This is a genomic window from Chryseobacterium gotjawalense (assembly GCF_030012525.1).
GTDB classification, from domain to species: domain Bacteria; phylum Bacteroidota; class Bacteroidia; order Flavobacteriales; family Weeksellaceae; genus Kaistella; species Kaistella gotjawalense.
On record NZ_CP124855.1, the window covers coordinates 119,751 to 134,273 of the forward strand.

Annotated in this window: 13 protein-coding genes; 9 read left to right on the forward strand and 4 right to left on the reverse strand. The window is 32.6% G+C overall.

Going from position 1 to position 14,523, the window contains the following annotated elements; genetic code table 11:
* The first annotated feature begins 7 nt into the window (after positions 1-7).
* The 5 genes from QGN23_RS00525 to QGN23_RS00545 all read left to right on the forward strand — a co-directional run bounded on the left by QGN23_RS00525 (position 8) and on the right by QGN23_RS00545 (position 6,217).
* Positions 8-685 carry a hypothetical protein gene (locus QGN23_RS00525; RefSeq protein ID WP_282905105.1) on the forward strand — a complete coding sequence of 226 codons (678 nt, stop codon included), beginning with the start codon at positions 8-10 and terminating at the stop codon, positions 683-685.
* Between the two features lie 46 nt (positions 686-731).
* Positions 732-3,215, forward strand: coding sequence for an Hsp70 family protein (locus QGN23_RS00530; protein ID WP_282905106.1), 2,484 nt, complete (start codon positions 732-734; stop codon positions 3,213-3,215).
* Entirely contained in the window at positions 3,208-4,977 is a 1,770-nt protein-coding gene (locus tag QGN23_RS00535; RefSeq protein ID WP_282905107.1) for an AAA family ATPase, read from the forward strand. Before QGN23_RS00530 ends, QGN23_RS00535 begins: the two co-directional genes overlap by 8 nt.
* Before the next feature lie 3 nt (positions 4,978-4,980).
* On the forward strand, positions 4,981-5,484 hold the full coding sequence (locus tag QGN23_RS00540) for a tellurite resistance TerB family protein (RefSeq protein ID WP_282905108.1): 504 nt from the start codon (positions 4,981-4,983) through the stop codon (positions 5,482-5,484).
* Between the two features lie 163 nt (positions 5,485-5,647).
* Entirely contained in the window at positions 5,648-6,217 is a 570-nt protein-coding gene (locus tag QGN23_RS00545) for a hypothetical protein (protein ID WP_282905109.1), read from the forward strand.
* 472 nt (positions 6,218-6,689) lie between these two features.
* Here QGN23_RS00545 and QGN23_RS00550 read toward each other — a convergent pair whose 3' ends face one another.
* Entirely contained in the window at positions 6,690-7,685 is a 996-nt protein-coding gene (locus QGN23_RS00550; protein WP_282905110.1) for a type II toxin-antitoxin system antitoxin SocA domain-containing protein, read from the reverse strand.
* A gap of 92 nt (positions 7,686-7,777) precedes the next feature.
* Here QGN23_RS00550 and QGN23_RS00555 point away from each other — a divergent pair, with 92 nt between their 5' ends.
* Positions 7,778-8,044 (forward strand): transposase, encoded by a 267-nt coding sequence (locus tag QGN23_RS00555; protein WP_133439681.1) that lies wholly within the window; start codon positions 7,778-7,780, stop codon positions 8,042-8,044.
* 23 nt (positions 8,045-8,067) lie between these two features.
* On the forward strand, positions 8,068-8,964 hold the full coding sequence (locus QGN23_RS00560) for an IS3 family transposase (protein WP_282905111.1): 897 nt from the start codon (positions 8,068-8,070) through the stop codon (positions 8,962-8,964).
* A 325-nt stretch (positions 8,965-9,289) separates the two neighbouring features.
* Here QGN23_RS00560 and QGN23_RS00565 read toward each other — a convergent pair whose 3' ends face one another.
* From QGN23_RS00565 to QGN23_RS00575, 3 genes are all read right to left on the reverse strand, one after another.
* Positions 9,290-10,075, reverse strand: a complete 786-nt coding sequence (locus QGN23_RS00565) for a hypothetical protein (RefSeq protein ID WP_282905112.1) — start codon at positions 10,073-10,075, stop codon at positions 9,290-9,292.
* Positions 10,076-10,227: 152 nt separating this feature from the next.
* Positions 10,228-10,737 (reverse strand): hypothetical protein, encoded by a 510-nt coding sequence (locus tag QGN23_RS00570; protein ID WP_282905113.1) that lies wholly within the window; start codon positions 10,735-10,737, stop codon positions 10,228-10,230.
* Between the two features lie 796 nt (positions 10,738-11,533).
* Positions 11,534-11,929: a hypothetical protein gene (locus QGN23_RS00575; protein ID WP_282905114.1), complete on the reverse strand. Its 396-nt coding sequence runs from the start codon at positions 11,927-11,929 to the stop codon at positions 11,534-11,536.
* Between the two features lie 155 nt (positions 11,930-12,084).
* On the opposite strand from QGN23_RS00575, the gene QGN23_RS00580 reads away from it, so the two are divergent.
* Complete coding sequence (locus tag QGN23_RS00580) at positions 12,085-13,125, forward strand: IS110 family RNA-guided transposase (RefSeq protein WP_282904866.1); 1,041 nt, start codon at positions 12,085-12,087, stop codon at positions 13,123-13,125.
* A gap of 353 nt (positions 13,126-13,478) precedes the next feature.
* The gene (locus QGN23_RS00585) at positions 13,479-14,327 is read left to right on the forward strand and encodes a transposase (RefSeq protein ID WP_282904865.1); all 849 of its coding nucleotides are present in this window, start codon (positions 13,479-13,481) and stop codon (positions 14,325-14,327) included.
* The last annotated feature ends 196 nt before the right edge of the window (positions 14,328-14,523 follow it).

The window sequence follows — 14,523 nt, forward strand, 5'->3', positions numbered from 1 at the left end:
GATGAATATGAAAAAAATAGTATTATCTATGTTCTTTGCTTTATCGCTACTCATTTCCTGTGAATCTGAAACCGATAAAAAAAATCGGTTAGTGATCGAGGAAAAAGACCGTATAGAACTGGTGAAAAAAAATGCCGAAGAAACCAAAAATGAAAATTTACGTTTAGAGCAAGTGCGTATCGAGCAGGAAAAAGTGGCAGAAGCAAGTCGTCTTGAAAAAGAAGCACAACTGGAAAAAGAAGGACTTGAACAGGAATTGCATGATAAGTATATTAATAATTCCTTACAAACCGGCGCGACGCCTTATTCAAAGTATTTCGGTGGGAATTCATCTTGTAGTTCTTACGGCTGTTCTCAAATAAAAGTTCAGACCAGTAATTCTGATGTTATAGTTACCATAAAGAAAAATGATAAAGTAGTTCGTCATGCATTTATTCGTGCAGGTGGCAATTATACTTTTTCATTTCCTAACGGTGTTTATCAGGCTTTCTTTTATTACGGGAAAGGCTGGAATCCAGAAAAAGCCATGAAAAATGGAGAAATAAAAGGCGGTTTTATTGCTGAAGAAAACTTTGGTAAAGACGATCCTCAATCGCTTAGTAATAATGTACTTGAGTATCAGTTGATTTTACAACGGGATGGAAACTTCAGCACTAGACCAAGTAATTCGGATGAGGCTTTATAACTGAATAGTTCGTGAAATTGGTTAACTTTTAATTTAAGTAATAACAGTGCATATAGATATAGGCATACATTTAGGTTCAAGTTCTGCATCTATTGCCCAAGTGGTAGATGGAGAAGTCATGATTATTAAATCTGATACACTTAAAGACTCTATTCCAATGTGTGTTTACATCAATAAGAAGAAAGCACTACAAGTTGGTGATAGCGCATATAATGCTTTAAAAAGAGATCAGCTCTCGTCAATGAAAAGTGATGAAAGCTCTTCAAATTCTTTTATTGGATTTAGAAGAACGATTGGTACAGATAAGTTGTACTTTAGTTCTAACGCAGATAAATCTTTTAAATCTGAAGAGTTAGTCGCAGAAATTTTCAAGTATTTAATTTCTTTTGTAAAAGATAAATGGGTTAGAAGTGCGGTGATTACGGTACCATCCAATTTTAAGAATAACCAACAAGAAGCAATAAGGGAAGCTGCAAAGTTGGCGGGTTTGCAACAGATTGAATTACTGCAGGAACCAGTTGCCGCTGCTATGGCTTATGGTCTCGATTCTAAAAAGAAAGATGGTTATTGGTTAGTATTCGATTTTGGAGGAGGAACATTTGATGCTGCTCTACTTAAAGTCGAAGACGGAATTATGAAAGTGGCTGATACCGAGGGTGATAGTTATTTAGGTGGTAAAAATCTGGATTTAGCAATCGTGGATGAAATCATCTTACCGTATTTGCAGGAAAATTATTCTATCGATTCGATTCTAAATGATGTAAAAAAAATAAACGCATTCAAAGAAATGTGGAAACCTTTGGCAGAAGATGCTAAAAACCAATTGTCCTATAAAGATGAATATCCTATACTTACGAATTTATATGATGAATATGGTGAAGATGATGAAGGTGAAGAGTTTGAGTTGGATATTACAGTCACTCAAAATGATATGAAGCGGGCTCTTGGACCGGTTTTTCAAAAATCTATTGATGTTTCTAAAAAATTATTGGAGCGTAATAATCTTAAAGGTTCATCTTTAGATTCACTAATTCTAGTTGGTGGGCCTACTTTTTCTCCTGTATTGCGAAAAATGTTGGAAGATCAAATTTGTAAACCTGACACCACTGTTGATCCGATGACTGTAGTTTCTAAAGGTGCGGCTTTATATGCTTCAACTGTTACCGTTTCGGAAGAAGTTGCAGAACAGACAAGAGATCGATCTAAAATCCAACTTGAAATTGGACATGAAGCTTCCACCGTAGAAATGGAAGAATTCGTGACACTAAAAATTCTGACTGGTAAAACAGAAGGAACTATTCCCGAAAAAGTGTTTGCTGAAATTACAAGATGTGACAATACATGGTCGAGTGGTAAGGTTGAAATTAATGACATTGATGAAGTAATAGAGACTCAACTTCTGGTAGGTAAGTCTAATTCTTTTCAAGTTACATTATATAACGACAAAGGAAATATGTTGGAAAGTGAACCAAACGAATTTACTATAATACAAGGTCCTAGAATTGGAAGTGCAACTCTTGCTTATAATATTGGTATTGAAATTAAAAAACAAGATTCTGGTAAAATTATTTTTTCTACAATTCAAGGTTTAGAAAAAAATCAATCATTGCCTGCTGTAGGTAACAAAAATGGTATAAAAACAGACAAGCCAATTCGTCCCGGAATATCATCTGATTTTATCAGGATTCCAATTTACGAAGGCGAACACAATGCGGAAGGAACCAGAGCAATATACAATGAGCATATTACTGATATAAGAATTTCTGGGGTAGATTTACCTTCATTATTACCTGAGAATAGTGATGTAGATTTAACAGTAACTATTGATAGATCCGAAAAAATTACAGTTAACGCATACTTTCCTTATTTAGATTATTCTTATGAAGTGAGTGTAGAAAGAACTGTTTCATCGATCGAAACTCCTTGGCTTTCCAATGAAATACGCAAAGCAAAAGGAGCAATCGAGGAATTGAAAGATGATAATGTTTCCGCTGACAAGGTTGAGAAAGTTGAAAATGAAATTCTTGAATTAGAAAAGAAATTTGAAAACAATAAAAGCGATATTGATGGTAAACAAGAAGTGTTGACAAATCTTAGAAAAACATTCAAAAAAATTGATGAATTAAGTGAAACCACAGAATGGCAGAAATTAGAAAAAGAACTGAAAGAAGAATTCCACCGTTTAGAGAAAGCTAACAGCGATTTGGGAAATGAAAACATTTTTAAAGTTGTCAATAAGATAAGAACTCAATTAGAGGAAGTGCTCAAATTGAAAGATCCTAAATTAGGTACTGCTTTATTATCCCAAATCTTGAATCTTAAACTTTACAAGAACGAAGATAATTATGTATTTATACCTGAAGTTGCAGAGATAATATCAGCAAGTCAAATAGAAAATTTACTATTTGATTTAGCATTAGAGAAGAAAATTTCTTCAGAAAAATTCCAGATTTTATATAATGTTTTGCAAGAAGAAAATAGCTCTTCAAAATTAATCGAAATAAATTCCGAGTTAAAATCGTATGAATAGTAAAATATCTACATTAACAAAAGGTCAAATAATTGACGATAAATATTCAGTAAGTTTTTTTCTGAAGAAAGGAACTTATGCGGAAACATACCGTGTTCAAAATGAAGCGAAAGAAATTAAATTTCTGAAATTGTTTGATTTTGCAAAATTACACCGTACACAATTTACAGAGAGTGGAGATCTACTTGAAATTGAAATCTTAAAAAAAATCAGTCATCCCAATATTGCTAAATACAATGCAAGTGGTTATACAATGATTGACAATCAGAAATTTGCTTATGTAGTTTTAGATTTTATTAGCGGCGAGACTTTGGCTGATAAAATGAAAAGAGAAGAGAAATTAACTTCTTATGAAGCAAAAAACATTGTTTTGAGCGTTTTAAACGGCTTGAATTACTTGCACACTCTACCAAATTCTGTTATTCATAACGATATTACAATCCAAAACATCATGCTGGATCTTTCGGGGAAAGTTGAGATTCCGAAAATTATTGATTTCGGTTATTCCAGATTCTTAACGCAGTCGAATAAAGATTTTTTGAAAGAGGGATTGAATTTGTTTTACACGGCAAATGAAACCTTAAATAAGGTTTTCTCGGTTCAAAGTGATATTTTTTCAGTTGGAGCGTTGTATTACCATTTGGTGACGGGATTACCACCATATTTTATAGAAATTTCAAAATATAAATCTGATAAAATACAGCTCGAAGAATCTATTTTGGAACAAAGACAAAAGCCACTAAAGTTTCCAGAACATATTGACGGACATACCAAATTAATTATTTCGAAAGCTTTACAACCAAAATCAGAAAACAGGTTTAAGTCGGTCAATGAATTTTTGAAGATTCTAAATGGAGACTTGGAGGTTGAACTTTCTGTACCTGAAGAAAAGGCGCAGAAATCTTATGAGAAAGAAAAGAAAAAAGGCAAAGGTTTTTCAGCGATAGCAGGAATGTCTGCATTAAAGGCACAGTTGCAATTAGATGTAATAGATGCTCTACATAATTCGGAAGAATATGCAAAATACGGCGTAACTATACCTAACGGGATGCTTTTATATGGTCCTCCAGGTTGTGGGAAAACCTTTTTTGCTAAACATTTTGCAGAAGAAGTGGGTTTCAATTATGTACATGTAAATCCCGGCACATTAAAAAGCCGTTATGTTAATGCCACGGAAGAGAATATCTCAAAATTATTTCAGGAAGCAGAAAAGAATGCTCCTACAATTATTTTCATAGAAGAAATTAGTGGTTTATTCCCAAGCCGAGATAGTGATGCGCACGAAATGTCAAAAAATGCCGTAGAAGCAATGCTGGCTGAAATGGACAGAACAGGTGAAAAAGGAATTTTTGTATTATGTGCAACCAATTATCCAGATAAAATTGATGCTGCACTATTGAGGGCAGGAAGATTAGATAAAAAAGTTTATTTATCACCGCCTGATTTTGAAGCAAGAATGGCTATGTTCGAAATGTATTTAAAATCGCGTCCTATTGATTTGGGGCTTGATTATGAATTACTGGCAAAATTAACTGAAAATTACGTTTCTTCTGATATCAAAGATTTAATTGTGGATGAAGCATCACGATTTGCATTAAAAGCCAAGTCAAAAATAACGATGAAAATTTTAGAAGAAGTTATTAGTAGAACAAGACCTTCCGTCTCCTTACTCGAATTAGAGAAATATGAAATAATTAGAAAAAAAATTGAAGGAGAAGACAGCATAATTTCAGACAGACCTACAATAGGATTTAAAAAATAAAAAATGGATAAGGTAACTTTTGATGAGATTTTGCTAAAAACAGCTTTCTGCTGTATGGCATCAGACGGAAATATTGACAAGAGAGAAATTGAAATGATACAGTTTCTTTGTGAAAATTCAGAACAGTTCGGAAATTTTAATTTTCAACAGGCTATTAATAATTTGGTTCAGAAAATAAATTCAGATGGGCATCATTTTATTAAAGAATATTTAAATATTCTCGAAAATGCTGAATTAAATGAAAAAGAAGAAATTCTTTTGTTGGATTTTGCAATTAAAACGATTCAGGCTGATGATGAAATCGAATATTCTGAAATTAAATTCTTTAAGACCATCCGGCATCGCTTAACAATCTCAGATGAAACTATTCTTGCTTTTCATCCTGGTATTGAAGATTACCTAGAAGAAGATATTATTACTCCTTCTTTAGACAAATTAACAGATCATTTTTTTGAGACATTGAATTTAAATAACTTCGAGGAAATTGTAATATCAACCGAAAATTAGCAAAAAAAAGGATTTGTTCCTTCTCGATTAATTTACAGGAGTGACAAAGTTTTAGCGAAAATTTTTAAGGCTAGGTAAGTTTTTATATATTTTGCACTTGTAGAAATAGCCAACCATTGGCATAAATTTTAAATTAAATAATGAGAGGAGATAGAGGCTTTGGATGTACCTGGATTATTCTAATAGGTATTGCAATTTTATTGGATTAGACTATCTAAGTCATCGCAAAAGTGGAAAAGAATATCAAGAACGTATAGATTCTATTAAGGATTGGAAAAAACCAAATTTAAATTATTTTAAGGCTTTCGATTGTTCTCCATCATTAGACGAAACACGTAACACAAAAATATTAAAATTCTTTGTTTTCTACACCGATAAAGATGCAAATTGTGATATAGAAGAAATTCAAAAACCCACGATCACTTTTAAAAATCTTAATATTTTAGATTATGAATTTAATTTAATTAAGGATTCAAATGTTCTAATTTGGATCAAAAAAATAGAAGGTGAATCAGAAGGCACTTATACTGATGGTAGTTATGCTATTAGATTAAATGCTGAAATTAATTTTATAAATAAAAATTCTAATGTAATCTACAAACAAGTTATTTTAAAATGTGTTGGAGAACCAACCGAAAAATTTAAAAAAAGTAAGTATTCAAAAAGTCAAGATTTATATTTTGGATCATTGCCATTAGACGAAATTTCAAATTTGATTGAAAAGAAATGGTAAACCAATAAAATGAATTTTCCACTGTAAAATACACCACCATTCCGAGACAAAGTGCACCACTTAAATGCATTATTTAAGAAAAAATCGTGAATTATATTTTTTAATGACTCATTAAAAAATAGTGACATTCCGACACAAAGTACACCACTGAGGTTCAAGAAAACAAATTAATTGCCAGTTTAAATTCCACAAGAATAAAAGCTGGCATTATGGCAAATAAACCTCTATGTATGCAAAAAATTAAACAGATTTTTCGGTTGATAGATCGCGGCTATTCACAGCGATTGATTGAAAAACAGACTGGTGTGAAACGACGAACTATTGCAGTTTACCTGCAAAGGCTTAAGGTGAGTGGCTTTACGGCAAATAAGCTCTTGAATTTTGACGAGGAAAAGCGGGACAGTACTTTTTTTGTTAATAACATAATAATTTTGCCACATTGTTATTTTATTTAAAATTCATCTCTTTTTCACTAAAGCAAGTTTAAATCAAATGCGTGTTCGTAATTTATTAATGACCTGTCCTCCTGGTTTTCAAGCCAAGCTGTTTCTCGATGACTTATTTCAACCACAGCTTTTGAAGATTTTCCTTTAAAATCATCTTTTACTTTTTCCATAACATCTAATTCCGTTTTTTCAAATAAAGATTCATTAAAAACGAATTTTGAATTAGGAACAAATTTCTCGCCCAATGATCCATTGGGATATTCTTTGTATTCAACATTGATAAAACAGTCGCTTCTCATTTTATCGAATAAACTGTTAAATTTATCTGGTACCGGTCCGTAAGGAATTGCCGCATACCTACAACCGGTTATTGAGGAAGCATGATTCTTATAATGTCCAAAATCTGCATAAAACAATAATTTATTCAGGGTAGTTTTATGCGGTTTAAGATGCTCAGCGAAAAAAACGGTCATATTCGAAAGCTTCTCAAAACTTGGTGTTTTATAACCTGTGAATGCAGTGGGATTATGGTCACCCAACAAATAATCCTCAATAAAGAAATCACATTCGTCCATCATCACCGTCGTAATTTTTGAAACGATTGATTTAAACTCCTTTTCCTTGATGATAACTCTGTTTTCTTCTATCATTTTTTTAAAAACGAGTGGGTCCAGTGCCAAACTGATCGATTTAGCATTAGATATACTTGGCATATCACCACCCTCATACAGAGCGTACTGATTAGGCCCAAAACCAAATAATTCACTCATTTTAGCGGCTGCAAGACCGTAGTGCTGCCGCAGTTTTTTTATTTCTTCCGGGAAAGGGATATTATTCAATTCCCGATATTTGTTATGAATCTGTTTAATGTTGAGTTCCTCTAATTCGGTGGATACAAAACTTTCGTTGCTTTGCTCACAAAAATAACTGAGGTTTGTATATTCAATCTTTTGCTTTCTGAAACTGACTGTTCTTTTCTCTTTGGTCAGTTTCATTTCTTTTCCTGTAAAAGGACTTTTCATAATTTTCTCACTTTAAAGGGTAATTCATAGTATATGTAATCTTCCCCAAAAATAGGATCATTTAAAAATATAGTTTTTAAATTTGAAAGACTATGAAAAACAGTAAATTTTCAGAAGTTCAGATCATCAAGATATTATCTGAACAAAATCAGGGAAAAACGGTAAATGAGATTTGCCGGGAGCATGGAATTAGCCAGCCAACCTTTTACAAGTGGAAGAGCAAATATGGTGGATTGGATGTTCAGCAACTTTCAAAAATGAAAGAGATGGAAAAGCAACTTTCGCAATATAAAAAGATCGTAGCTGAGCAAACTTTGGAGATTGTCGTCTTAAAAGATGTGATCGAAAAAAAGCTCTAACGCCTTGTGAGAAGCGTGAGTTGGTGGATTATTCGAAAGAAATCCATAACATGAGTTTGCGCAAGGCGTGCAAAGTGTTCAGTTTAAGAAGTTCAGTTTATTATTATCGTCAGGTATTTAAAAGTTCAGATGATGAAATCCGTGCAGAACTTATTTTACTTGCAGATTCTAATCAAACGTGGGGCTTTTGGATGATGCACAATCGGTTGAAAAACTTAGGCTTTGGATGGAATCACAAAAGGGTTTATCAGATTTATAAGTCGATGAGATTAAATTTGCGAAGTAAAAGGAAAAAGCGGCTTCCAGCACGGATAAAACAACCACTGGTTCGCCCCATCTATCCGAACGTTACTTGGAGCATGGCTTTTATGCACGACAGTTTGGAAAATGGCAAAAGCGTGAGAACCCTTAATATCATTGACGATTTTAACAGAGAGATTTTAAACATCACTATTGACAGCAGCTTGCCCTCTGCAAAAGTAATCTCGCAATTGGAACAATTAATTGAATGGCGGGGAAAACCTGAAAAAATAAGAGTGGACAACGGACCGGAATTTATTGCAGAAAAAATGAAAGATTATTGCAACAAAGAGAATATCGAACTAAGCTTTATTCAACCAGGGAAACCTACACAAAACTCATTGATTGAGAGATTTAACAGAACATTCCGGACAGAGTTTTTAAGTGTTTACCTCTTTGAGAACATCAAACAAATGAGAAATTATGCAGAAATATGGATGTGGATGTACAATAATGAGAGACCGCATAGTGCGTTACAATACCTTACACCACGGGATTTTTTATTGAAATATGGAAAACTCAATCAAAATAGCGCAAATGAGTTTCCCACATTCCAACAAAATTTCAACAACGACAACAATAAAATATTATCAAAAAACTCTACTTTTGAGTGTGCCTAAACAAGGGAAGATTACATTTTACATAAGTCAGATCATTTTTTTGTTTATGATTTAAAAAGGCTTTATGAAGAGCTGTATTTATAAAACATCTTTTATGGATACAAGCAATACTCTAAGCTTCATAATAAATTTCTCATATGGTTGCTTGACTTTATTCTAACTAACTTATTTTTATTCTTCCTCTCTCAATCAGCTAGTGATGAAGCTTATTTCTTCATCAGTCAAACCAAATTTATTAATTTGCTTTTAAATCCCTTTTTATTAAACCTATTTTTCATTTCTTGCCCGTTGGGCAAAACGAAAGCTTAGTTATTATCTGCAGTAATTATTTGATTAAACCTTTGAATTTATTTTGTTCAATTTTTGCATTGGGATTAAATTTATCAAGTAATGATTGTACAATTATTTCTTCGGCTAATGTACATTTTGGTCCAAGAGTTATTTCCATTTTTTCAAATGCTTCGTTTCGCATTTCTAAAAAATAATGCGCAAATGGTGCTCGAATTTTCTCATGCATAATCCTTTTAAAATCATTTAGTGGATTTAAATTATTTCCGTTTTTATCTTTGGTAGGAAGCACGGTCAATTTAAATCTAATTTCTTGTTGGAACTGCCATATTGTTGATTTGTATTTTGCAACTTTACTGAAACTAACAAGTTCTGTTTCTTTATCATAAATTTTCGGTCGTAATAAATCATCATCTTCGGTATAAACAACTTCTACTAAATTACCTTTAAAAGGTATAATCCAATAATTTTCATTAAAACATTCCGATTTTGGAACTAATGATTCTATTATTAAAGTGTTTGGATCAACATAAACCACATCATCAGTCAAAAAAATATAATTTTCAAAAATGTGTCTTGGTATTTTTATCCTAACTCCTTTCATATCTGGAGTATACATTTTCCAGAAAGCTAAATTTTCTTCATCATTTTTAGTCCAACAAGAGATTAAAGTATGAGAAGAAAAATTTATATCATCTTCATCCGAAAATTGTGATTCATTTAAATCATCCATATTTTCAAGGCTTGAAAATTTAATTTTTTTTCCTTCTAATATTAGTGCTAATGTTTCAATTGAAGTGTAGTGATAAATAAAATCTTGCATTTATTGTACTGTTGGGGAATTATTGCATATAAAGGTTGGGTATTTCTGCAGGCGGGATAAAAATACAATAATTTTATACTTATTAAAACTTAATCAAATGCAAAAAACTTCGATAAAAATATCTATACCGCTGTGGAAATATATTCGCGCCTTTATTCCACCCTCACATACAAATTCTTCCTTCCATCCTTACCACCAACTTTCACAATATTATCGCTTGAAAGGTTTCTCATCACCCCAGAAATACCTGTAGAACTTACTTGTGTAGCACTTATTTGCTTTAATCTGATAAGTTCATCGTGAATTTGTGCAACTGTTTTTCCGTTGGCTAAGAAATTATTTTGAATAATATATTGCCTTATTTTTTGCGTTAATTTAGATCTTTCCCGTAATTCAGGAGATAATATTCTTATTGGTATTAATTTGATCTTAAAATCAGCTAATGTTGCAAATTGATATTCAACAGATACTGCATAGTTTATATAAGAATCAATTGTCTTTGCGTCGCCGCTTTCGACTTTATGAACGGTACTTTTCGAAAGACCGGACATGTAGATAATATCTGAAATAGAATAACCTTTTTCTTCTCTTTTTATTTTTAATGTTTCACCAAGTTTCTTTCTGTATAAAGTAGCAGTAGCATTATTATCTTCAATGTTCATTATGAGAATTTTTAATGTTAATTGTTTTATTTTTAAAACTTATTTGCATGTGATTGATATTTATTATATATTTGTGTAGCGATTTGATAATTAAGGTGTAAGACACCATGATTAACGATGTTTTCTCGAACTAGAACGACCAATTTACCATCGAGAACACCGTGAAATCGCTCCGTGCCAAAAAGTTTCTTACTTTTGTATTTGCATGGAGTCGGTTTTCACGTAAACTTTAGATGGTAGCTTCTTTCGGGAAGAAGGGTTTGGTCGCCCTTAGTTCTAAAGTGTGAAACCGCTCCTTGCTTTTTCAAGGATTACTTCGCATCCAAAAACATCGTTCCATAACCCCAAAACACATTGTATGAGAACGACATTTACCTACTTTCCTCCTTAAAATCAGAAGAACCTCAAGGTTCTCACCACCAGTCTCCCGATACCCATCAGGACATAAAGAACGCCAACGCTCCTCACTGCCGTGAGAGGGTAAGGTTTTGTGCAGCCCAGTGCCACACAAATCCTGTAAAATCATTTGCCCTTAAGCACACCAAAGCCCCCGGAAAAGGAGGATTGTGGGATTCAGAACTACTTAAAAACTCGCACGTTAAAAATAGGTTCTTTCTTCCAATTAACCAAATGATATTGAAAAGCGATGAGAGGCGGGTAGCGTTGGTTGTTTTTTTGGCTGGATGTGGGATTTGTGATGCCGGGTGCTGGATGTATGATGCTGGATGCTGGATGTTACGGCAGTACGCTTATTTGGAAATGGTCTTGTTTTAAAGACTACGTTATATCAAAAACTTTAATAGAATTCATCATGAAGATTTATTTTTATTATTTCAACGATACTTAGAGCTACATTCACATTCATATCAAAGCTCTTTAAAGGATTGGTCTTTAGCGGGGAAGTATTTCTTTTCTTCATCATTTGTGTTTTGCTTTCCCCTAAAGCAATCTGAAGAGCCAAGTAAAAAGTAAAAAGAGCCAAGTGAAGGTATAGAGAGCCAAGTAAAGAGAGCCAAGTAAAAAGTAAAAAGAGCCTAGCAAAAAGTAGTTCTTGATTGAAAATAGGATGCTCCATAGATGCTTCACGGATACTCCTATGTTTGCAAAGGTGTAACACTGAATAATTCGTATGATTACTTTTGCAACATAAAGTGAGTAAGAATGAGAGTGAAATTGATACTAAATAGTTCATAGAGACATATTCACATGAAGAAAACACCTCATTCTTATTTATCTTTTAGAGTCTGAACAGAATGTAAGGAATTAGGCAGAGCTTAATATCCAGAATATCCAACCAGGAGAAAAGACGAAGGAAGATTCATCACTTTTAAAATAAGTTAAAAAATAATGATGAAAAAAGTATTGAAACAAGTGGCAGGGATTGATGTCGCACAGAAAGAATTAGTGGTTACTTTCGGATGTTTATTTGAAGATTTTTCAATTGATTTATCTGCATACAAAGTTTTTAAAAATACTGATAATGGTATGAGATTGTTGGTTGAGTGGATTAATAAATTAAGAAACCAAGATGTCGTAGTTAATTATGTGATGGAAGCGACAGGAGTTTATCACCAAAAATTCGCCTATTATCTTGAAGAAAACAAGTACAATGTTAGTGTTGTTTTACCCAACAAGATTAGCAATTACATGAGAACTTTGGAGGTGAAAACGATAACAGACAAGAGTTGTTCTCAAGCCATTTCTCAATTTGGATTGGAACGAAAATTAGAAGCGTGGAAAAGACCAGAAAAAGCCTATAAAGAACTTCAACAGTTGACTCGGGAAAGAGACCAGATCGTTCTGGAAAGAAGTATTATTAAAAATCAAATTCATGCTGAAAAGACTGAAGCAGAGCCTAATTTAAAAAGTTTAGATAGAATGCAGTTGCGTATCAGATTTTTAAATACACAAGAGAAAGAAATTAAAAATGATATTAAATCGATTGTAGATCTTCATCCGAAAATAAAACAAATTATAGGACGAGTTACAACGATTCCGGGAATCGGAGATTTAACAGCGGTAATCGTTTTAGCGGAAACAAATGGTTTTGAACTCATTAGGAACAAATCTCAATTATCGAGTTATGCAGGTCTTGATGTAATAGAAAAGCAATCAGGAACATCCGTAAAAGGCAAGCCGAGAATATCTAAAAAGGGAAATAGGAATCTGCGAAAATCACTTCACTTACCAGCTTTAGCTGCGGTAAAATGGGATGATAATTTTAGAAATATCTATGCAAGATTAGTTTCAAAACATGGTATAAAAATGAAAGCTTTGGTAACAATACAAAGAAAACTTTTAGAATTAATTTACCTATTATTTAAAAACGAAACAGAATATGACAAAGAATATCAAACAAAAAATAGCGTGCAAACACAAATGGTTTAACACGCTACAGAGTCTAGTTCTTGACTGACTTGAAAAACAAATTTACAAAAAAAAATAAATATTTTATTTGGAAATCAACACAGAATCTTCATGGATACTCCTATGTTTGCAAAGGTGTAACACTGAATAATTCGTATGATTACTTTTGCAACATAAAGTGAGTAAGAATGAGAGTGAAATTGATACTAAATAGTTCATAGAGACATATTCACATGAAGAAAACACCTCATTCTTATTTATCTTTTAGAGTCTGAACAGAATGTAAGGAATTAGGCAGAGCTTAATATCCAGAATATCCAACCAGGAGAAAAGACGAAGGAAGATTCATCACTTTTAAAATAAGTTAAAAAATAATGATGAAAAAAGTATTGAAACAAGTGGCAGGGATTGATGTCGCACAGAAAGAATTAGTGGTTACTTTCGGATGTTTATTTGAAGATTTTTCAATTGATTTATCTACATACAAAGTTTTTAAAAATACTGATAATGGTATGAGATTGTTGGTTGAGTGGATTAATAAATTAAGAAACCAAGATGTCGTAGTTAATTATGTGATGGAAGCGACAGGAGTTTATCACCAAAAATTCGCCTATTATCTTGAAGAAAACAAGTACAATGTTAGTGTTGTTTTACCCAACAAGATTAGCAATTACATGAGAACTTTGGAGGTGAAAACGATAACAGACAAGAGTTGTTCTCAAGCCATTTCTCAATTTGGATTGGAACGAAAATTAGAAGCGTGGAAAAGACCAGAAAAAGCCTATAAAGAACTTCAACAGTTGACTCGGGAAAGAGACCAGATCGTTCTGGAAAGAAGTATTATTAAAAATCAAATTCATGCTGAAAAGACTGAAGCAGAGCCTAATTTAAAAAGTTTAGATAGAATGCAGTTGCGTATCAGATTTTTAAATACACAAGAGAAAGAAATTAAAAATGATATTAAATCGATTGTAGATCTTCATCCGAAAATAAAGCAAATTATAGGACGAGTTACAACGATTCCGGGAATCGGAGATTTAACAGCGGTAATCGTTTTAGCGGAAACAAACGGTTTTGAACTCATTAGGAACAAATCTCAATTATCGAGTTATGCAGGTCTTGATGTAATAGAAAAGCAATCAGGAACATCCGTAAAAGGCAAGCCGAGAATATCTAAAAGGGAAATAGGAATCTGCGAAAATCACTTCACTTACCAGCTTTAGCTGCGGTAAAATGGGATGATAATTTTAGAAATATCTATGCAAGATTAGTTTCAAAACATGGTATAAAAATGAAAGCTTTGGTAACAATACAAAGAAAACTTTTAGAATTAATTTACCTATTATTTAAAAACGAAACAGAATATGACAAAGAATATCAAACAAAAAATAGCGTGCAAACACAAATGGTTTAACACGC